Origin of the sequence: Lentzea sp. NPDC005914 (assembly GCF_040629405.1) — a bacterium.
GTDB lineage: Bacteria > Actinomycetota > Actinomycetes > Mycobacteriales > Pseudonocardiaceae > Lentzea.
This window is the reverse complement of the sequence record NZ_JBEXVQ010000006.1, coordinates 167918-186389: the sequence shown is the minus strand read 5'-3', so window position 1 is coordinate 186389 and position 18472 is coordinate 167918. Positions and strand designations below refer to the sequence as shown.

Genomic DNA, 18472 nt, shown 5'->3' with positions numbered 1-18472 from the left:
TGCTGTCCCGCGAGCTCGTCACATATGTACAGTCCCTCAGCTTCGTCGCTGCGACGTACTACTGGGGGTACGTGATGAGACGCCGGTTCCTGCTGTCGTTGTTGATGCTGTTCAGCGTGCTGGTCATACCGCCGGCCTCGTACGCGGCGCCGCCCGCGGCCGACCTGAGCGCGATGTTCACCGCCTACGGAAACCAGGGCGGGCACTGGACCGGCGGTGACAGCACGGTCTCGGTGCGGCTGCCGGACGGCCGGACCGCGTGGTTCTTCTCGGACACGTTCCTCGGCACCGTCAACGCCGACTTCAGTCGTCCGAAGACGGCGCCGTTCATCCGCAACTCCGTGGTGGTGCAGCAGGGCGACCAGCTCGTGCAGACGCTGCACGGCGGCACCCCGCAGAACCCGACCACGCTCGTGACCGGCACCAACCCCGACGAGTTCCACTGGATCGGGGCCGCGACGGTGCAGGGCAACGCGGTGAAAGCGTTGTACGGGCGGTACAAGAACGCCGGCTCCGGCCCGCTCGGCTTCCAGCGGGTCGGCACCACTCTCGTCACGTTCACCCTGCCCGGGCTGACGGTCGCGAGCGTCACCGACCTGTCGCTGCAGAACAAGATCGGCTGGGGTTCGGCGATCCTGTCCGACGGCGGCTACGACTACGTCTACGGCACGGAGGACGCCGACGGCTTCAAGTTCGCGCACGTCGCGCGGGTGCCGTCGGGCAACCTCAGTGCGGCGTGGCAGTTCTGGGACGGCACGGCGTGGGGGAGCGACGAGACTCGGTCCAAGCGGCTGTTCTCCGGTGGCGGCACCGGGTTCTCGGTGATCCGCAAGGACGGGCAGATCGTCGTCGTCACGCACGACGGCAACGTCGGCTTCAGCCCGTGGTTCGTCGCGTACACGGCTTCCGCGCCGACAGGTCCGTTCACCGGGCCTGCCTACCTGCTCAAGGCGCCCGAGCCGGGGCTGAACCCGTGGCAGTTCGCCTACGACGCCCAGTTGCATCAGGAACAGGCGGCCACGGGCACGTTGCTCATGTCCTACAACGTCAACAGCCTGCAGAACGAGGACAACTACAAGGACGCGCGGATCTACCGGCCGCGGTTCGCCGACATCACCTGGCCGCGCCCGAGCCCCGGACCCGGTGTGCCCGCGGCGCCGGCGAACGTCAGCCTGGCGCTGGGCACCGACGGCGGTGGCACGGTCACGTGGAACGCGCCGGACGGGCTCAGCTTCTGGCTCTACCAAAGGGATGTGACCGCCGGGCAGACGCACTTCTCGCACGGCCCCAACAGCGTCACGACGAAGTCGCAGCAACTGGGCGGCCTCAAGGACGGGCACACCTACGAGTTCAAGGTCGCCGCGGTCAACGGTGTCGGCGAAGGTGCTTTCTCCGCAACGGTTTCCGGTACCGCACACGTCATCCCGCCGAACGCGCCGGCGAACCTGCGCGCGACACCCGGCACCGACGTCGACGTCGCGCTCGCGTGGGACGCGGTGCCGGGCAGCAACGTGCTGTACGCGGTGCAGAAGCGCGATGTGACGGCCGGCGACACCGACTTCGCCGACGTCTGGTTCCCCAGTCCCGCCAACACCACCCACACCGTCACGGACCTGCTGCACAACCACGCCTACGAGTTCCGCGTCATCGCGCGCAACGGTGGTGGCGAGAGCCCGCCGTCGAACGTGGTGAGCGCCACCGCGATCTCCGCGCCGCCACCGGTACCGGCCGGCCTGACCGCCGTGGCGCAGAGCGACGGCAGTGCCAAGTTGAGCTGGAACTCCGCGGGTGACGGGCTCTGGTACTGGATCTACCAGCGCGACGTCACCGCGGGGGCGGCCTTCCAGCGCCTGGAATATCCCGTCACCAACGGCACCTCGGCCCAGCCGGGGTTGCTGACCAACGGGCACGTGTACGAGTTCGCGGTCAGTTCGGTCAACAGGTTCAACCTGGAGTCGGCCAAGTCGGCCGCGGTGAGCGTGACGGCCAGATGGGACAAGCCCGCCGCACCCGCGAACCTCACGGCGACGGCTCAGGGCGACGGCGGCGTCAAGCTGACCTGGAGCTCCACCGGCGAGAACCACTGGTACTGGATCCACCAGCGGGACGTGACCGCGGGCGAGACCGACTTCACCAAGCTCGACTACCCCGTCACGAACGGGACGACGTTCACCGCGGGATTGCTGCTCAAGGACCACGTCTACGCGTTCAAGGTCAGCGCGATCAACGCCGGTGGCGACGGGCCGTTGTCGGCCGAAGTCCAGGCGACCGCCCGGTACGACGCACCGGCCGCGCCGACGAACCTCACCGCGACGCCCGGCGACGGAACCGTTGCGCTGAACTGGACAGCGCCCGCCCCCGGTGCCTGGTACTGGATCTACCAGCGGGACGTCACCGCGGGCGACACGAACTTCGCGAAGCTCGAGTACCCGATCACCGACGGGACCTCGTTCACCGCCGGGTTGCTCGCCAACGGGCACACCTACGAGTTCAAGGTCTCCGCGATCACCGCCGGTGGCGAGGGCGCCGCGAGCGCTCCGGCGTCCGCGAAGCCGATGCCGCCGTTGCCGCCCAAGGTGACGGGGCTTTCCTCGACGCCGCAGGCCTCTGGTGAGATCAAGCTGTCCTGGACCGCGCAGCCGAGCGTCTACTACTGGATCTACCAGCGTGACGTGACCGCCGGACAGCAGTTCACCAAGCTGCCGTTCCCCGCTTCCGACGCCTCGTTCACCGCGGGCGGGCTGACACACGGGCACGTCTACGCGTTCAAGATCGCCGCGACCAACCTTGCGGGTGACGGACCGGCTTCCGATGTTGTCAGTGTGAAGTCGCAGTTCGCGGTTCCCGGCGCGCCCGCGAACCTGCGCGGCTCGGCTGCCGGTGACGGAAGTATCGACCTGGCGTGGGATTCCGCCGGGCCGAACCTCTTCTACTGGGTGTACCGGCGGGACGTGACGGCGGGCGAGACCGGGTTCACGCGGGCCGCGTTCCCGACGGACAAGACGTTGCTGTCGTGGGAGCAGCTGCAGAACGGGCACGTCTACGAGTTCTACGTCCGCGCGGAGAACGCGGGCTGGCTCGGTACCGCGTCGAACACCGTCTCGATCAAGTCGCTCGGCGGGCTGCCGCAACCGCCGTCGGGCCTGTCCGCCTCGCCCGGCAACGGTCGCGTCGTGATCTCGTGGACGGCCAGCAGCACCCCCGACGTCCTCTACTGGGTGTACTACCGCGATGCTTCTCTCGGTGAGAACTTCCGCAAGCTGGAGGTGCCGTTCGGCTCGCCCAACGCGACCCTGGAGCCGTTGACCAACGGCCACACCTACGAGTTCAAGGTCGCTGCGACGAACTGGGCCGGTGACAGCCGGACGACCCCGGTGGTCAGCGCACGGCCGTTGCCGCCGGTGCCCGCCGCGGCTTCGCTGACTGCCATCGCGGGCGACGGTGAGGTCGGCCTCGGGTGGAACGCCGTCGACCAGGCGACCTACTTCTGGGTCGAGTACCGCGACATCACTGCTGGTCAAGGTGGGTTCCAGCGGTTGCCGCTGCCGGTGTCGAACTGGGCTTTGACGGTCAGGCCGTTGGCCAACGGTCATCAGTACGAGTTCCGCGTGATCTCCGGCAACGTGGCGGGGGAGAGCGGCCCGTCGAACACGGTGCGCGCCACGCCGGTGCCACCGCCTCCCGCCGCTCCGTCCAACCTGCGTGCGGTGGCGGGCAACGGCAAGGTGTCGCTGTCGTGGAACGCGAGTCCGTCCGGCCCGGTGTACTACTGGGTGTACTTCCGGCCGCAGGGGCACCCCGACTGGTACTACTTCCAGTACCCGGCGAGCGGAACCTCTTTCGTGGCAACGGGATTGCTGAACGGGTTCACCTACGAGTTCAAGGTGACGGCGGCCAACCTCGGCGGTCAGTCACCCGCGTCCAACGTGGTCAGTGCGCGGCCGTTCCTGCCACTGCCCGCCGCGCCGCCGAACCTGCGGGTGACCGCGGGCGACGGCCAGGCGACGCTCACCTGGGACCCGAGTCCGTCCGGGCCGGTGTTCTACTGGGTCTACTTCAAGCCGCAGGGGCAGAACGACTGGTTCTACTACCAGTTCCCGGCGAGCGGAACTTCTTTCACCGCAACGAATCTGTTGAACGGCTTCAACTACTCGTTCCGGGTGACGGCGGCGAACCAGGCAGGTCAGAGCCCGCCGTCGAACGAGGTGACGGTCAAACCGATGCCGCCGCTGCCCGCGAAACCGACAGGGCTCCAGGCCCCGTCCTACGCCTACAACTCGCGGATCCCGCTGAGCTGGGACCCGAACCCGGTGTCCGGCGTGAGCTACTCGGTGGAGGTGCGCAACGCCAGCCACGAAGGTGCTTGGTATCCCTGGACGACCACCTACCAGACCAACTCGCTGTTCGACCCGTCGACGTACGGCATCGTCTGGGAGTTCCGGGTGATCGCGCGGAACATGACCGGTAGCTCGGAGAGCAGCAATGTGGCCAGCCAGGTCTCGTTGCCGTGGCTGCCCTACGGCTCGCCACCGTCGTACGGGTCGAACTCCAGCAACGGCGCGAACGGTCACGCGATGCTCGCCGTGATCAACCTCGAGTGCGACAACAGCTTCCGGCAGAAGATCTGCTTCAACTGGTCGGTCGGCGGAGACCAGCCGTCGACCATCGGCGACTACTTCTTCTACCCCTACAGCAGGGCCGATCTGAACAGTTGGATCCGCTGTGAGGCCTACCAGAACATGTACCTGCGCCAGAGAAGCGGCGCCGGTGTGGTGAACACGTTCGGTCAGGACCTGCTGCGGCACGAGGCCATCCACTCCATGCAGGAGGGCGGATACCCGCCTGTCGTGGGGTTCCCGCTGTTCGTGGCGGCGTACATCGGCGAATCCGCGAGGTCGAAGATTCAGACGGGCGAAATGTGGAAGAACAACGCCTTCGAGGTCCAGGCGGGCCTGGAGCGGGGCGGCTACCAGAGGTTCGACAACATTCAGAGGTTGTGCAGCAGGTCAGGCGATCGGGCCGGCTACTGATGTCGCGATCATGAAGCTGCGGTCCGCGCCGAGGCCATGTGCTTCTGCGCGGACTAGGCTTTGGTTCGTGGAGAAGCGAATCGCAGGCAGGTTGAACCGCCAGGTCGGCGTCGTCGGGCTCGGGTGCTGGCAGCTCGGCGCCGACTGGGGCGAGGTGGACGAGAGCGAGGCGCTCGCGTTGCTGCACGCCGCCGCCGACACGGGTGTCGACTTCTTCGACACCGCGGACGTGTACGGCGACGGGCGCAGCGAGAGCCTCGTCGGGCGGTTCCTCAAGGAGCGCCAGGACGACGTCTTCGTCGCCACGAAGATGGGGCGGCGGCTGCCGGCGCAGACCACGGAGGGGTACAGCCGGGAGAACTTCCTCGCGTGGAACGACCGGAGCCGCCGCAATCTGGGTGTCGACACGTTGGACCTCGTGCAGCTGCACTGTCCGCCCACGCCGGTCTACAGCCGGGACGAGGTGTTCGACACCCTGGACGAAATGGTTGAGCAGCAACGGATTGCTGCTTATGGCGTGTCGGTGGAGAAGGTCGAGGAGGCGCTCGCCGCGATCCGGAGGCCGCACGTGGCCAGCGTGCAGATCATCCTGAACGCGTTCCGGCTCAAGCCTCTGGAAGAGGTGCTGCCCGCAGCGGCTGAAGCGGGTGTCGCGATCATCGCGCGGGTGCCGCTCGCGTCCGGGATGCTGACCGGGAAGTACGACAAGGCAACGACTTTCGGCGCGGATGATCACCGCAACTACAACCGCAACGGCGAGGCGTTCGACGTCGGCGAGACCTTCTCCGGGGTCCCCTACGAGGTCGGGCTGGAAGCGGTGGAACGGCTCCGGCCGCTCGTGCCGCAGGGTGCCACGATGGCGCAGTTCGCGCTGCGGTGGATCGTCGACCAGCCCGGTGTCACGGTCGTGATTCCCGGTGCTCGCAACGTGGAGCAGGCGCGGGCGAACGCGCAGGCCGCTGACCTGGAGCCGGTGGACGAGAAGGCCGTCGCCGCCGTGTACGACGAGCTGATCCGGCCGCACGTGCACGACCGGTGGTAGGTCACTCCTCGGCGAGGATGGCGTAGAGCTTGCGCCGCAGCTCGTTGTAGAGCTCGGCGGCGCGAGTCTTCTGCTCCGGCGTGCCCGCGTGCGAGATCTGCTCCATCGCGCTGCCGAGCAGCCGGACCGCGGACCGCAGCTCGCCGTCGGCCGGGTCGAGCTGGATGTCGATGTCGCGCCAGGGCGGGGCCGTGTGCTCCGTCCTGCCGTGGTCGGTGACTGTGAACAGCTTCTTGCCTCCTTCTTCCTCCGAGGAGATGAGGCCTTCGTCGGCGAGCATCTGCAGCGTCGGGTAGACCGAGCCGGGGCTCGGGCTCCACACGCCGCCGGTGCGCCTGGCGATCTCCTGAATGATCTCGTAGCCGTGCATCGGCCGTTCTGCCAGCAAGGACAGAACCGCCGCCCGGACGTTGCCGCGCCTCTGGCGGCCGCCCCTGCCACCGCCCCCGAAGGGTCCGTGGCGATGCCTGTGGTGGTGCTCTCTGTGGTGTGGTCTCATCATCATGTCGCTAACGATATATCGGAACCTATCGCGATGCAACGGTCTTGTGGTTGCGAAGTTCGTGGGACACTAGATGTGCTATGACTTCGCTTCCCCTTGTCTTCGACGCGCCCAAGCGCGGCCTGCCGCCGCGCCACCTCGTCGACCTGTCGCCTGTTGAACGTGCCGAAGCCGTTGAGGCCCTTGGTGAAAAGCCGTTCCGCGCCAAGCAGCTGTCGAACCACTACTTCAGCCGCCTGACGGTCGACCCGGCGGAGATGACCGACATCCCGGCCGCCACGCGGGACAAGCTCGTCGCCGACCTGATGCCGCCGTTGTTCACGGTCGTGCGCAAGGTCACAACCGACGAGGGGACCACGGCCAAGACGCTGCTGCGCGCGCATGACGGCACGCTTATCGAGTCCGTGCTGATGCGCTACCCGGACCGCGCGACGCTGTGCATCTCGTCGCAGGCCGGCTGCGGCATGGCGTGCCCGTTCTGCGCGACCGGCCAGGGCGGCCTGCAGCGCAACCTGTCGACCGCGGAGATCGTGGACCAGGTCCGCCTGGGCGCCGCGGCCATGCGCGACGGGGAGATCCCTGGCGGGCCGGGAAGGCTCTCCAACATCGTCTTCATGGGCATGGGCGAGCCGCTCGCGAACTACAAGCGCGTGATCGAGGCCGTCCACCGCATCACGGCCCCCGCGCCCGACGGCCTGGGCATCTCGCAGCGCACGGTCACGGTCTCGACGGTCGGCCTGGTGCCCGCGATCAAGAAGCTGACCGAGGAGAAGTTGCAGGTCAGGCTCGCGGTGTCGCTGCACACCCCGGACGACGAGCTGCGGAACACGCTGGTGCCCGTCAACACGCGCTGGGACGTCTCCGAGGTGTTGGAGGCGGCGCGCGGGTACGCGGACCAGACCGGCCGTCGTGTCAGCATCGAGTACGCGCTGATCCGGGACATCAACGACCAGGGCTGGCGTGCGGACCTGCTGGGCAAGAAGCTGCGCAAGTACCTCGGGCAGTTGGTGCACGTGAACCTGATCCCGCTGAACCCGACGCCGGGCAGCAAGTGGGACGCGTCGCCGAAGCCGGTGGAGCGGGAGTTCGTGCGGCGTGTCCGAGAGCAGGGTGTCGAGTGCACCGTGCGGGACACGCGCGGGCAGGAGATCGCGGCGGCCTGCGGTCAGCTCGCCGCAGAGGGCTAATTCGCTAGAGCGTTCACGTCACGCCTTCTACCGTCTCCCGCGATGAAACTCGAGGGGGAACGCTGGCGCACGCTCGTCAGCACGGTCAGGCTGGGTCGCGACGAGTACCGAGTGGTGCAGCCGGCCCAGCCGCTGTCGCACGCGCCGCTGTACGAGGGGTACATGGGCGTCGAGGCGAGTGTGGACAAGGCGTCCGCGCTCACCATCGCCATGGCCTGGGAGTTCGCCATGCGGTCACCGCGGACGTTGGTGTACCTGCCGTTGCGGCAGAGCGATGTCGAGTGCCGTTGGAGCGCGGGGCCGTTGCTGGATCTGGTGCTGGCGCACCACAGCCTCGGGTTCCGGCTGTCCAGGTGGAAGCAGGTGCGGGCCAGGTTGCGCGGCGGGCGGCCGCACACCGTTGTGTGCCAAGGGTTTCAGCGGGAACCCGACTACCGTCGGTTGCGCCACAAGGACAACCGGGATCTGCTGCGGGGCGAGATCGTGGCCGACACCGTGTTCGTGGTCGGCAGCAGGCCTGCGTTCGAGGTCGGGGGACAGGCGCTGCGGGAGCTGGTCGAGGACTGTCCCCGGCACATGCACGAGAGCCCCGGGACGCACTGCTGTGCCGAGATCAACGAGGATCGGCAGAACTGGAACTGGATGCACGTGGTCTACTGCGACAAGCATCGCGTTCACGCTTGAGGGGGCATCGTGGGGGTTCTGTTCGACTATTTCGCCGCGCCGTCGGATGAAGTGGCGGCTTCGGTGATCGACGGTGGGCCCGCCGCACACGGGTTCACGACGGTGCCGGCCAAGGGGCTCGACCCAGCTGTCGTGCTGGGGAAGCTGGAGGAGTTGCTCACCGGGCGCGCCTTCGACGAGGTCGTCGTGGATCCTCGAGCGGGCGGCGGTGTGGCAGTCGAGCACGGCGGCGAACTGATGGTTCTGACGGTCACGGACGAGCTCAGGGACGGGCTCGCCGCGGCTGATGGGCTGGGTGAGGTGGCGGTGCGCTGGGCCGGGATCGAGGAGCTGGGCGGGTCCGACGCGGAGGTGCTCGAAGACGTGTTGGGGCAGCTCAAAGAGCTTGCGGCAACAGCGGTGGAGAAGGACGAACGGCTCTACTGCTGGGTCTGCGTCTGAGAACGGTCCCCGCTCGGACAGGAGCGGGGACCGACACAACTCAGAGCTGCCAGTTCTGGTTGGCACCGCCCGAACACGCCCAGATGATCAGGCGCGTGCCGTCAGCGGACGAACCACCGGAAGCGTCGAGACACTTGCCGGACTGCGGATTGCGCAACGTGGTCCCGACGCGCGACCACACCTGGGCGCCGCTGCCGTTGCAACCCCACAGCTGCACGACAGTTCCGTTGGCAGTGCCGGAACCAGCGACGTCCAGGCACTTTCCCAAGGCCCGCACCGTGTCCCCGGAGCGTGACCACTGCTGCGCGCCCGTGCCGTTGCAGGTCCACAGTTGCACAGCCGTGCCGTCCGCAGTGCCGGAACCGTTGACGTCGACGCACTTCCCGCCGATGCCAACGATCGCGCCGCCGGAAGACCCTGACGACACCAGGAACTGGCTGCGCGCCACGTTCCAATGCGTTGCCAGGTAAGAACCCGCGGCGGGGTTCGTGTGGAAGTAGTCGTCACCACCGCAGTCGATCTGGTTCTCCGGCGCTCCGGGGCACACGTTCACCAGGCCACCGGGCGGCGAGGGGATGCCGCCGTCGTCGTAACACATGATGTCCTGGTCGTCCCAGCAGTGACCGTAGGCCGTGGAGTGCGGCGCCGAACGCTGCACGGCGCCGAACGTGTGCAGCAGCTCGTGGCCGCTGGCCTGCCACGTCCAGCAGCCTGTACCCACTGCGGCGTAAGAAGGTCCGGAGTTGTAGCCGTTGTCGGCGCCCGGACGGTCGTCGCCCGGCGCGCCCCAGGCGACGCCGCAGCCGTCGGAGTCGTGCCAGAACAGGTACTTCCGGTCCGTGCGGTTGTAACCCCGCGCGGCCAGCTGGTCGGCGATGGCGGAAGGCGAGGACATCGCGGACTGCGGCACGACAACGTTGTCGACGAACGCACGACACGCTGAGTTGGTCACGAAGCGCACGTGCCGGACGCCGCCGCCCAGACGCGAGGCCGCCTCGACGAACGTGTTGTCGATCTGGTCGGCGAACGTCTGGAACTGGCCCACGAACTGCGAGTACCGGTCCGCGGACTGGTCGCCGCGCACGTAGACCGCCTGAACGCGCTTACCGCTCACACCGTCGCCGTCGCACACGACGGACTGGATGGAGACGTCGGGGGAGGAAGGGAGCCGGAACTCGCCCGGCAGGTCGTCCACGATGGGACTGAGCAGGGACAACGCCGCTATCAACACGCCAAAGGACATGACAGGGACCGCCTTGAGGTGCAACGAACAGGGAAGCGGTCTAGACCAATAGAGACGGTAGTGAATCGGACACGCGCTGTCAGCGGACAGAACCGGACAGGAAACCGGTCGGCGTGACCGTGCCGATAGCATGCCGCGCGTGGGGGATGCGACAAGGCTGGTCGCGGGCAGATACGCGACGATCAGAGAGCTCGGCAGGGGCGGCATGGGGGTCGTCTGGCTCGCCGAGGACCGGGTCATCGGACGCCAGGTCGCGCTCAAGGAGCTGCGGACCACCGAGACCGAGCGCGTGCTGCGGGAAGCCCGCACGGCAGGGCGCCTGAACAGCCCCAACGTCGTCGCCATCTACGACGTCATCGTCGAGGACAGCGTCACGTACCTGGTCATGGAGCTCGTCGAGGCCCCGACGCTCTCCGAGGTCATGACCCGCAGGACCCTCACCGACGACGAGGTCGCGGACATCGGCCTGCAGACCCTCAACGCGCTCGAAGCGGCCCATGCGGCGGGCATCGTGCACCGGGACGTCAAGCCCAGCAACATCATGGTGCTCTCCGACGGACGCGTGAAGCTCGCTGACTTCGGCATCGCCCGCGCGATGGACGATCCGGGGCTCACGGCGACCGGCGGCATCATGGGCTCGCCCGGCTACATGGCGCCGGAGCTGTTCGCCGGCGGGCAGCCGTCGCCCGCGAGCGACCTGTGGGCGTTGGGCGCCACCATGTTCCACGCCGTCGAGGGCCGCGCACCGTTCCAAAGGGACACGACCGCGGCCACCATGCACGCGATCATGTACGAGGAGCCGGTGCTGCAGCGCACCCAGGGTCCGCTCGCCGCCACGATCATGGCGCTGCTCACCCACGACGACGCCGAGCGCCTCACCGCGCCCCAGCTCCGCGAACGACTGAGCGACCGCACGACGCAGGTCACGCCGGCCCGGTCCGAGCAGACCGTCTTCATTGAGCCGGTGACCACGGTCGTGCTGCAGAAACCCAAGTCCCGCAAGAAGATCGGCATCTTCGCGGGCGCGACGGCGGCGGTCGTGGTGATCGCCCTCGCCGCCGTCTTCCTCCTCAAACCGCAGACACCGGGCACGGCATCGGCGCAGCCGGGTCCTGGTTCGAGCGAGCAGACCACCCAGAGCACGACCACGACCTCCAGCGCGCCGAGCAGCAGCGCTTCGCCGAGCAGCAGTAGCAGCGCTCCGTCGAGCAGTCAGGCGGCGAGCGGCCCGAAACCCACCCAGAGCCAGGCCCCGCAACCGAACCCGCCCGCGCAGACGACGCAGCCGAAGCCGCAGCGGGAGACGCTCGCGTTCTCCCGCTACCGCAGCGGAAACGGCTGGCACTACAGCGGCACCTCGAACCTGCAGGTCCCGGACGGCTTCACCAAGGAGAACCCCGGCTACCTCGGCAAGCTGCTCGCGAAGTCCGAGTCAGCGACGAAGCCGCTGTACTCCTGCCAGGTCAACAACTCCGAGGACCGCATGACCTCCTCCTCGGCGAACTGCGAGGGGCAGCGGATCTACAACGTCACCCCGCTGGGCTACGTCTTCACCGCCCAGCCGGCGGACGTGAACACGGTGTCGCTGTACCGCTGCAACGCGGGTGGTCATCACTTCGACTCGCTGGACGAGCTTTGCGAGGGGTACAAGCAGGAGTTCCGCCAGGGCTGGGTGGTCGCGTGATCGCCGGCCGGTACCGCACGATCCGCGAGCTCGGCCGCGGCGGCATGGGTGTGGTCTGGCTCGCCGAGGACCAGGTCATCGGCCGCCGCGTCGCCCTGAAGGAGCTGCGCACGAACGAGGTCGAGCGCGTGCTCAGCGAGGCCCGCACCGCAGGTCGTCTGAACAGCCCGAACGTCGTCGCGATCCACGACGTGATCACCGACAACGGCGTCACGTACATCGTGATGGAGCTGGTCGAGGCGCCGACGCTGACCGACCTCATGGCGCGCAGGACGTTCACCGAGGACGAGGTCGCGAGCATCGGCCTGCAGACGCTCAATGCGCTCGAAGCGGCCCACGCGGCGGGCATCGTGCATCGGGACGTCAAGCCCAGCAACATCATGGTCGCCTCCGACGGCACGGTGAAGCTGACCGACTTCGGCATCGCCCGCGCGATGGACGACCCCGGGCTCACGGCCACCGGCGGCATCATGGGCTCGCCCGGCTACATGGCGCCGGAACTGTTCGCGGGCAGGCAGCCGTCGCCCGCGAGCGACCTGTGGGCGTTGGGCGCCACCATGTTCCACGCGATCGAGGGCCACTCACCGTTCCAAAGGGACACGACCGCGGCCACCATGCACGCGATCATGTACGACGAACCGGTCATCCGGCGCGCCCGCGGCCCGCTCGTGAACGTGATCACGGGCCTGCTGCACCAGGACCCGGCCCAGCGCCTCACCGCCGCCCAGACCAGGGCCCAGCTCGGGGCGCCGTCCGAACGCACGGTCGTCATCGAGCCCGTCACGACCTATGTGACGCCCCAACAGCCGACCCGCGACGACTTCGACGAACCGAAGAAGCGCCGCCCCGGACTGATCGCCGGTGCGGCGGTCGCGGCCGTCGCGGTGATCGCGCTCGTCACGTTCCTGATCGTGCGGCCCACCGGCCAGCCGAGCAACGCCGCCGCCCAGCAGGACATCGCGAGCACGACGACCACAACCGCGCCCAGCGAGACGTCGAGCAGCGCGCCCAGCAGCAGCTCAGCCGCGCCGAGCAGTCAGTCGTCCAGCCAGACGCCGTCGAGCACGCCGAAGCAGAGCCAGGCCCAGGCACAGCCCCAGCCGACGAACGCGCCGCCGAAGCCGAAGCGCAAGACCAGGGCGCTCACCCGCTGGAACGACGGCAAGCACTACTTCACGACCGCGGAGGGCTTCGCCAAGAAGCCCTCGCAGTTCAACGCCCTGGACGGTCCGGCGGGCTGGGTCGCCGCCGAGCAGGAGCCGGGCACGCGCGAGCTGCTCGCCTGCCGGGTCGGCACGGCCGGTGACTACATGACCTCGGTCGACTCCTCGTGCGACAAGCAGGAGGTGTTCGGCACGCTCGGCTACATCTTCGTCACCCCGCCCGCGGAAGGGCACGTCATCCCGCTCTACCGCTGCACGTGGGACAACGGCGCCAGGCACTTCGACGCGCTCGACAAGAGCTGCGACGGCGGCGGGCGCCTCGACGGTCAGCTCGGCTGGGTGCTCAGCGGGCCGTAGCGGGCTCCAGCCCGATCGGCTCGGCCGAGTCGAACATCTCCCGCGCCTCGGCGACGGACTCGTAGTTCTGCTGCGCCCACGACCGCAACGCGGCGAGCGGCTCGGTGACGCTGCGACCGAGCGCGGTCAGCTCGTACTCGACGCGCAACGGCACCGAGGGGTAGACCGTGCGCGTGACGAGCCCATCGCGCTCCAACGTGCGCAACGTCTGCGTGAGCATCTTCTGGCTGACGCCGTCCAACCGCCGCCGAAGCTCACCGAACCGCATGGGCCCGTCTTCCAGAGCTCCGATCGCCAACGCCGTCCACTTCGACGCGACCATGTCCAGCAGGCCGCGGCACGGGCACATCTTGAGGTAAACGTCCCTGATCACGCCATAGTTTCTATCAGGTACCTAGTGCACAAGATAGTGCCTGATTGCCAGAAGAGACCTTCTCTCTCAAGCTTGTGCGCATGCGAGCGATCATCCAGAACGAGTTCGGCGGCCCCCTCATCCTCTCCGACGTCCCCAAGCCGGTCCCACTTCCGACGGAGGTGCTGGTCAGGGTCCACGCGGCCGGCGTCAACCCGGTCGACTGGAAGACCCGCGAGGGCGGCGGCATGGCGGGCCTGCAGAGCTTCCCGTTCATCAACGGCTGGGACGTCTCCGGCGTGGTCGAGGAGGTCGGCTTCGGTGTGACCACGCTCAAGCCGGGCGACGAGGTCTACGGCATGCCGCGCTTCCCGCACGCCGCGAGCGCCTACGCCGAGTACGTCACAGCTCCGAGCAGGCACTTCGCGCTCAAGCCGAAGAGCCTCACCCACGTCGAGGCGGGCGCGCTGCCGTTGGCCGCGCTCACCGCGTGGCAGATCCTCAAGGACACCGCCGACGTGCAGCCGGGCCAGAAGGTGCTGATCACGGCCGCGGCGGGCGGCGTCGGCCACCTCGCGGTCCAGATCGCGAAGGCCCACGGCGCGTACGTCATCGGCACCGCGCGTGAACCGAAGCACGCGTTCCTGAAGGACCTCGGTGCCGACGAAGTGATCGACTACACGCAGGCCGACTACGACAAGAACGACGTCGACGTGCTCGTGGATCTTGTCGGTGGCTCGTCACCGGACGCGGTGCGCAGCGGCGGCCTGTTCGTCGGCGTCCCGTCCGGAGTGGACGGCGTGAGCCGGGACGACATCAGGATCAGCTCGATCCTGGTCGAGCCCGACCGCGCCGGACTGGAGGCGATCACCGCGCTCGTAGAGTCGGGTGAGCTGAGGGTTCACGTCGACGCGACGTTCCCGCTGCAGGACGCCGGAAAAGCACATGCCCTGGGCGAGACCGGCCGCACCCAGGGCAAGATCGTGCTCGAGACGCTCTAACGGCGCCAGGACGTCTTGCGACGGGCGGCGTCCCACACCAGCAGCGAGATGATGACCAGGCCGGTGGCGACGAGGTAGATGTTCTCGGTGTGACCGTGGTGGTTGCCGATCAGCATCAGGAAGCAGAAGCCCGCGGAGAGCCAGCCGGCGATGCGCGTGCCCTTGTGGAACGAGCCGTGCCAGCCCCACTCGTGCGACGGCTCCTCGTGAGGGTCGACGGCAGGACGCTTGTCCAGTTCCGAGGACGAAGCCACGGTTTCCTCCACTGCTCATCCGGATTACCGGGTCATCGTCGCACATGTTCATGAGCACGGAGGTGTGAGGTCGCGCGCGCACGACTTACGGGCGAGGTCGTGCGCCGATACCCTCAGCGCCGCCCCACCCGTCCGATCTTTGAAGGCGCCTCGACTTGACCGGCTTCTCTCCCGCCGAGGGCTCCACCCCGGACACGTTCGCTCCCGTCGAGATCGGTCTCCACGGGGTGCGCAAGCGCTTCTCCGACCAGGTGGCGGTCGACGGCATCTCGCTGAACGTCCACGAAGGCGAGTTCTTCTCGGTTCTCGGCCCGTCCGGCTGCGGCAAGACCACTGTCCTGCGCATGATCGCGGGCTTCGTCGACCCGGACGAGGGCCGCATCGAGCTCGACGGCAACGACATGGTGGGCGTCCCTCCGTACCGGCGGGACGTCAACACCGTCTTCCAGTCCTACGCGCTGTTCCCGCACATGTCGGTGTGGGACAACGTCGCCTACGGCCTCAAGCGCAAGAAGGTCCGCGGCGACGAGTTGAAGAAGCGCGTCGGCGAGCATCTTGAACTGGTGAGGCTTTCTCAGTTCGCCAAGCGCAGGCCCACGCAGCTGTCCGGCGGTCAGCAGCAGCGCGTCGCCATCGCCCGTGCGCTCGCCGCCGGACCGCAGTTGCTCCTGCTCGACGAACCGCTGGGTGCCCTCGACGCCAAGCTGCGCAAAGAGCTGCAGATCGAGCTCATGCGGATCCAGCGCGAGGTCGGCACGACGTTCCTCTACGTCACGCACGACCAGGAAGAGGCGCTGGTCCTCTCGCACCGCATCGCCGTGATGAACGCGGGCAAGATCGAGCAGGTCGGCTACCCCGAGGACGTCTACGAGCGGCCAGCCACCCGGTTCGTCGCGGGCTTCATCGGCACGTCCAACATCCTCGACGCCGAAGTGTCCGGTGTGGACGGCGAGTTCGCCGCGCTGCGAGCCTCTGGAGCCACGAACCTGCGCGCGAAGTTCTCCGGCAGCGTCAGCCACGGCCAGAAGGTCGCCGCGACCGTGCGTCCCGAGAAGGTGCATCTCTTCAACGAGACCGCCGAACCGCCGACGGGCTGGTGTGTGGTGCAGGGCGTGGTCCAGGACGTCGTCTACACGGGCGTTTCCACGCAGTTCGTCGTCGACACCCCGGGCGGCGAGTTGGTGGCGTTCGTGCAGAACGCCCAGCGCATCGACGACGCGGGCGCGCCGGGGCAGCCGGTGCGGATGGCGTGGGACCCCGAGTTCACCGTGCTGCTGGACTCCTCCGATGGCTGAGCTCCGGATCGCCCGGCTGTGGGACACAGACAGCCCGAGGGTGACCCGGCGCGCGATGCTGGGTTCGATGGCCTACTTCGCGCTCGCGGCCTGCGCGGTCGGTCCGGCGCCGGCCGACAGCGGCGGTGTGAGTGCCGCCAAGGCCACGAACCTGCGGGACGAGCCCAAGCTCAACTTCTACAACTGGACCGACTACATCGCGCCGGAGACGTTGCCGGGCTTCCAGCAGCTCTCCGGCATCGAGGTCACGTACGACAACTTCTCCACCAACGACGAGATGGAAGCCAAGATCGCGTCCGGCCAGGCGGGCTACGACCTGGTGGTGCCGAGCGACAACTTCCTGCGCCGCTTCCTGCGTTCCGGCTTGCTGCAGCCGCTGGACCACGACGCGATCCCGAACCTCGCGAACCTGGAACAGCGGTTCGTCGAGGCCGACTACGACCCCGGCAACAGGTACTCCGTGCCGTGGGCTTGGGGCACTACGGGTCTGGCGTACTCGAAGTCGCAGATCGGCGGCGACGTCACCGGGTTCGACGCCTACGACCTGCCGAACGCCGAGGGGCGCAGCTCGATCCTCGACGAGGCCCGCGACGGCCTGGCCCTCGGTCTGCTCAAGCTCGGCCACGACCCGAACACCACCGACGCGAGGCAGATCGACGACGCGGCCAACTTCCTGCTGTCGTTGAAGAAGAAGCTCGGGCAGATCACCTCCGACGTGATCGAACCGCTGACCTCGGGCCAGGTGCGGCTGGCGCAGGCGTACTCCGGTGACGCGTTCCAGGCCAAGGCGGCCAACGACGACATCGGGTACGCCATCCCGGCCGAGGGCGGACTGTCCTACGTGGACCTCCTGGTCATCCCGAAGGACGCGCCGCACGCCGGGAACGCGCACCGGTTCATCGACTTCATCCTCGGTGCGGACACGGGTGCGGCGCTGTCCAACGCGGTGCGGTACGGCAGCCCCAACGCCGCCGCCAAGCCGTTGATCGACAAGGACCTGCTGAACGACCCGGTGGTCTACCCGCCGGAGGAACAGCTGAAGAAGCTCCCGTTCACCAAAGATCTCGGTGGCGACGCCGAAGCGCTGTACGCGGACGCCTGGACGAAGGTCAAGACCGGCTGACCGGGAAGCTCCTCAGCCCCCGGATCGCCACGGAGTCGCGGAACGTCACCGGACCGGTCTGGCGCAGGTCCGGCATCCGGCGAGCCAGCGCACGCAACGCCACCTCGCCCTCCATGCGCGCGAGCGTGGCGCCCAGGCAGTAGTGGATGCCGCTGGAGAACGCGAGGTGCTCCGGCTTCTGCACCCGCAGGACGTCGAACCTGTGCGCCTCCGGATAGACGTCGGGGTCGCGGTTCGCGGCGCCGATGATGATGTGCACCATCTCGTCCCGGCCGACCTCGCCAACCTGCTCGTGGGCGATGCGGCCGGTCAGCTGCACCGGCGGCGCCCAGCGCAGCGTCTCCTCGACGACGTCCGGCGCGAGCTCGGGGTTCGCCTTGAACAGCACCCACTGCGCCGGGTGGCCGAGCAGCGCCTGGGCGCCGTTGCCGATGAGGTTCACCGTGGTCTCGAACCCCGCGACCAGCAGCAGCACCAGCGTGGCCACCATTTCCTGCGCGGTGAGCTTCTGCTCCGCCTCGGCCGCCACCAGCGAGCTGATCACGTCGTCGCCCGGCCGGGTGCGGCGCTCGGCGATGAGCCGTTCGAACAGCGCGAGCACCTGGTCGTTGGCGTGCGCCATCTCCGGGGTGACGCCAGTGTCGAACGACCTGGCGACGAGCGCGCCGTAGTCCGCGAACTCGGCGGTGTCCGAGTCGGGGATACCGAGCAGGTCGCTGATCACCGCGATGGGCTGCGGCGAGGCGAAGTCGGTCATCAGGTCGAACTCGTCGGCGTCGAGGAGTGACTCGGCGACCTTCTCGACGCGCGCCCGGTACTCGTCGATCTTCTTCGGGCTGAACGCGGGCATGGCGAGCCTGCGCAGTCTGGTGTGCTCCGGGGGGTCCATCTCCAGGAACGACCGCGGCAGCACGCCGGCGACGCCCGGATAGCTGCCGTCGGTGTACTGGACGCCGAAACGCCGGTCGCGCAGGATCTTGTTGGACAGCGTGTGGCTCGTCGTGACCCAGTCGGCGCCTTCGCGCACCAACGGTCCTAGCGCGCGCACCTGCTCGTAGATCGGGTGTGGGTCCTCATGACCGGTCAGCTTCTCGAACATTGGATTACCCCCTGG

Annotated in this window: 15 protein-coding genes; 10 read left to right on the top strand and 5 right to left on the bottom strand. The window is 68.2% G+C overall.

Annotated features, from left to right (window positions below; all coding sequences use genetic code 11):
* Positions 1 to 74: 74 nt before the first annotated feature.
* Positions 75 to 5030, top strand: a complete 4956-nt coding sequence (locus ABZ345_RS10705; RefSeq protein WP_359845329.1) for a fibronectin type III domain-containing protein — start codon at positions 75 to 77, stop codon at positions 5028 to 5030.
* Positions 5031 to 5097: 67 nt separating this feature from the next.
* Positions 5098 to 6072 carry an aldo/keto reductase gene (locus ABZ345_RS10700; RefSeq protein WP_359845326.1) on the top strand — a complete coding sequence of 325 codons (975 nt, stop codon included), beginning with the start codon at positions 5098 to 5100 and terminating at the stop codon, positions 6070 to 6072.
* 1 nt (position 6073) lies between these two features.
* Here the strand turns inward: ABZ345_RS10700 and ABZ345_RS10695 are convergent, their stop codons facing one another.
* A complete protein-coding gene (locus ABZ345_RS10695; protein WP_359845323.1) occupies positions 6074 to 6460 on the bottom strand; it encodes a PadR family transcriptional regulator in 387 nt (128 codons plus the stop codon).
* A 194-nt stretch (positions 6461 to 6654) separates the two neighbouring features.
* Here ABZ345_RS10695 and rlmN point away from each other — a divergent pair, with 194 nt between their 5' ends.
* From rlmN to ABZ345_RS10680, 3 genes are read left to right on the top strand one after another with little or no spacing between them, the layout of a single operon-like run.
* On the top strand, positions 6655 to 7761 hold the full coding sequence (rlmN, locus tag ABZ345_RS10690) for a 23S rRNA (adenine(2503)-C(2))-methyltransferase RlmN (RefSeq protein ID WP_359845320.1): 1107 nt from the start codon (positions 6655 to 6657) through the stop codon (positions 7759 to 7761).
* Positions 7762 to 7803: 42 nt separating this feature from the next.
* Positions 7804 to 8445: a hypothetical protein gene (locus ABZ345_RS10685; RefSeq protein WP_359845317.1), complete on the top strand. Its 642-nt coding sequence runs from the start codon at positions 7804 to 7806 to the stop codon at positions 8443 to 8445.
* A 9-nt stretch (positions 8446 to 8454) separates the two neighbouring features.
* Positions 8455 to 8886, top strand: a complete 432-nt coding sequence (locus ABZ345_RS10680; protein ID WP_359845315.1) for a hypothetical protein — start codon at positions 8455 to 8457, stop codon at positions 8884 to 8886.
* Positions 8887 to 8926: 40 nt separating this feature from the next.
* Here the strand turns inward: ABZ345_RS10680 and ABZ345_RS10675 are convergent, their stop codons facing one another.
* Positions 8927 to 10129 (bottom strand): ricin-type beta-trefoil lectin domain protein, encoded by a 1203-nt coding sequence (locus ABZ345_RS10675; RefSeq protein ID WP_359845312.1) that lies wholly within the window; start codon positions 10127 to 10129, stop codon positions 8927 to 8929.
* Positions 10130 to 10268: 139 nt separating this feature from the next.
* Between ABZ345_RS10675 and ABZ345_RS10670 the strand changes: the two genes are divergently transcribed.
* The gene (locus ABZ345_RS10670; protein ID WP_359845309.1) at positions 10269 to 11813 is read left to right on the top strand and encodes a serine/threonine-protein kinase; all 1545 of its coding nucleotides are present in this window, start codon (positions 10269 to 10271) and stop codon (positions 11811 to 11813) included.
* Positions 11810 to 13333 carry a serine/threonine-protein kinase gene (locus tag ABZ345_RS10665; RefSeq protein ID WP_359845306.1) on the top strand — a complete coding sequence of 508 codons (1524 nt, stop codon included), beginning with the start codon at positions 11810 to 11812 and terminating at the stop codon, positions 13331 to 13333. Before ABZ345_RS10670 ends, ABZ345_RS10665 begins: the two co-directional genes overlap by 4 nt.
* Here ABZ345_RS10665 and ABZ345_RS10660 read toward each other — a convergent pair.
* Positions 13320 to 13706, bottom strand: a complete 387-nt coding sequence (locus ABZ345_RS10660; RefSeq protein ID WP_359845303.1) for a helix-turn-helix domain-containing protein — start codon at positions 13704 to 13706, stop codon at positions 13320 to 13322. The genes ABZ345_RS10665 and ABZ345_RS10660 overlap by 14 nt on opposite strands.
* Positions 13707 to 13786: 80 nt before the next feature.
* Between ABZ345_RS10660 and ABZ345_RS10655 the strand changes: the two genes are divergently transcribed.
* Complete coding sequence (locus ABZ345_RS10655) at positions 13787 to 14686, top strand: NADP-dependent oxidoreductase (protein ID WP_359845300.1); 900 nt, start codon at positions 13787 to 13789, stop codon at positions 14684 to 14686.
* Here ABZ345_RS10655 and ABZ345_RS10650 read toward each other — a convergent pair.
* A complete protein-coding gene (locus tag ABZ345_RS10650) occupies positions 14683 to 14940 on the bottom strand; it encodes a DUF2631 domain-containing protein (protein WP_359845297.1) in 258 nt (85 codons plus the stop codon). The two genes, ABZ345_RS10655 and ABZ345_RS10650, sit on opposite strands and share 4 nt — an antisense overlap.
* Before the next feature lie 155 nt (positions 14941 to 15095).
* Here ABZ345_RS10650 and ABZ345_RS10645 point away from each other — a divergent pair, with 155 nt between their 5' ends.
* Entirely contained in the window at positions 15096 to 16235 is a 1140-nt protein-coding gene (locus tag ABZ345_RS10645) for an ABC transporter ATP-binding protein (RefSeq protein ID WP_359845295.1), read from the top strand.
* Entirely contained in the window at positions 16228 to 17358 is a 1131-nt protein-coding gene (locus ABZ345_RS10640; RefSeq protein WP_359845292.1) for a spermidine/putrescine ABC transporter substrate-binding protein, read from the top strand. The genes ABZ345_RS10645 and ABZ345_RS10640 overlap by 8 nt, the downstream gene beginning before the upstream one ends.
* On the opposite strand, the gene ABZ345_RS10635 is transcribed toward ABZ345_RS10640, so the two are convergent.
* Entirely contained in the window at positions 17345 to 18457 is a 1113-nt protein-coding gene (locus ABZ345_RS10635) for a cytochrome P450 (protein WP_359845289.1), read from the bottom strand. The genes ABZ345_RS10640 and ABZ345_RS10635 overlap by 14 nt on opposite strands.
* Positions 18458 to 18472: the final 15 nt, after the last annotated feature.

Excerpts from the sequence above, each read along its gene's own strand:
- ABZ345_RS10640 (WP_359845292.1), top strand. The coding sequence starts at position 16,228 with ATGGCTGAGCTCCGGATCGCCCGGCTGTGGGACACAGACAGCCCGAGG.
- ABZ345_RS10685 (WP_359845317.1), top strand. The coding sequence starts at position 7,804 with ATGAAACTCGAGGGGGAACGCTGGCGCACGCTCGTCAGCACGGTCAGG.
- ABZ345_RS10675 (WP_359845312.1), bottom strand. The coding sequence starts at position 10,129 with ATGTCCTTTGGCGTGTTGATAGCGGCGTTGTCCCTGCTCAGTCCCATC.
- ABZ345_RS10655 (WP_359845300.1), top strand. The coding sequence starts at position 13,787 with ATGCGAGCGATCATCCAGAACGAGTTCGGCGGCCCCCTCATCCTCTCC.
- ABZ345_RS10705 (WP_359845329.1), top strand. The coding sequence starts at position 75 with ATGAGACGCCGGTTCCTGCTGTCGTTGTTGATGCTGTTCAGCGTGCTG.
- ABZ345_RS10635 (WP_359845289.1), bottom strand. The coding sequence starts at position 18,457 with ATGTTCGAGAAGCTGACCGGTCATGAGGACCCACACCCGATCTACGAG.
- rlmN (WP_359845320.1), top strand. The coding sequence starts at position 6,655 with ATGACTTCGCTTCCCCTTGTCTTCGACGCGCCCAAGCGCGGCCTGCCG.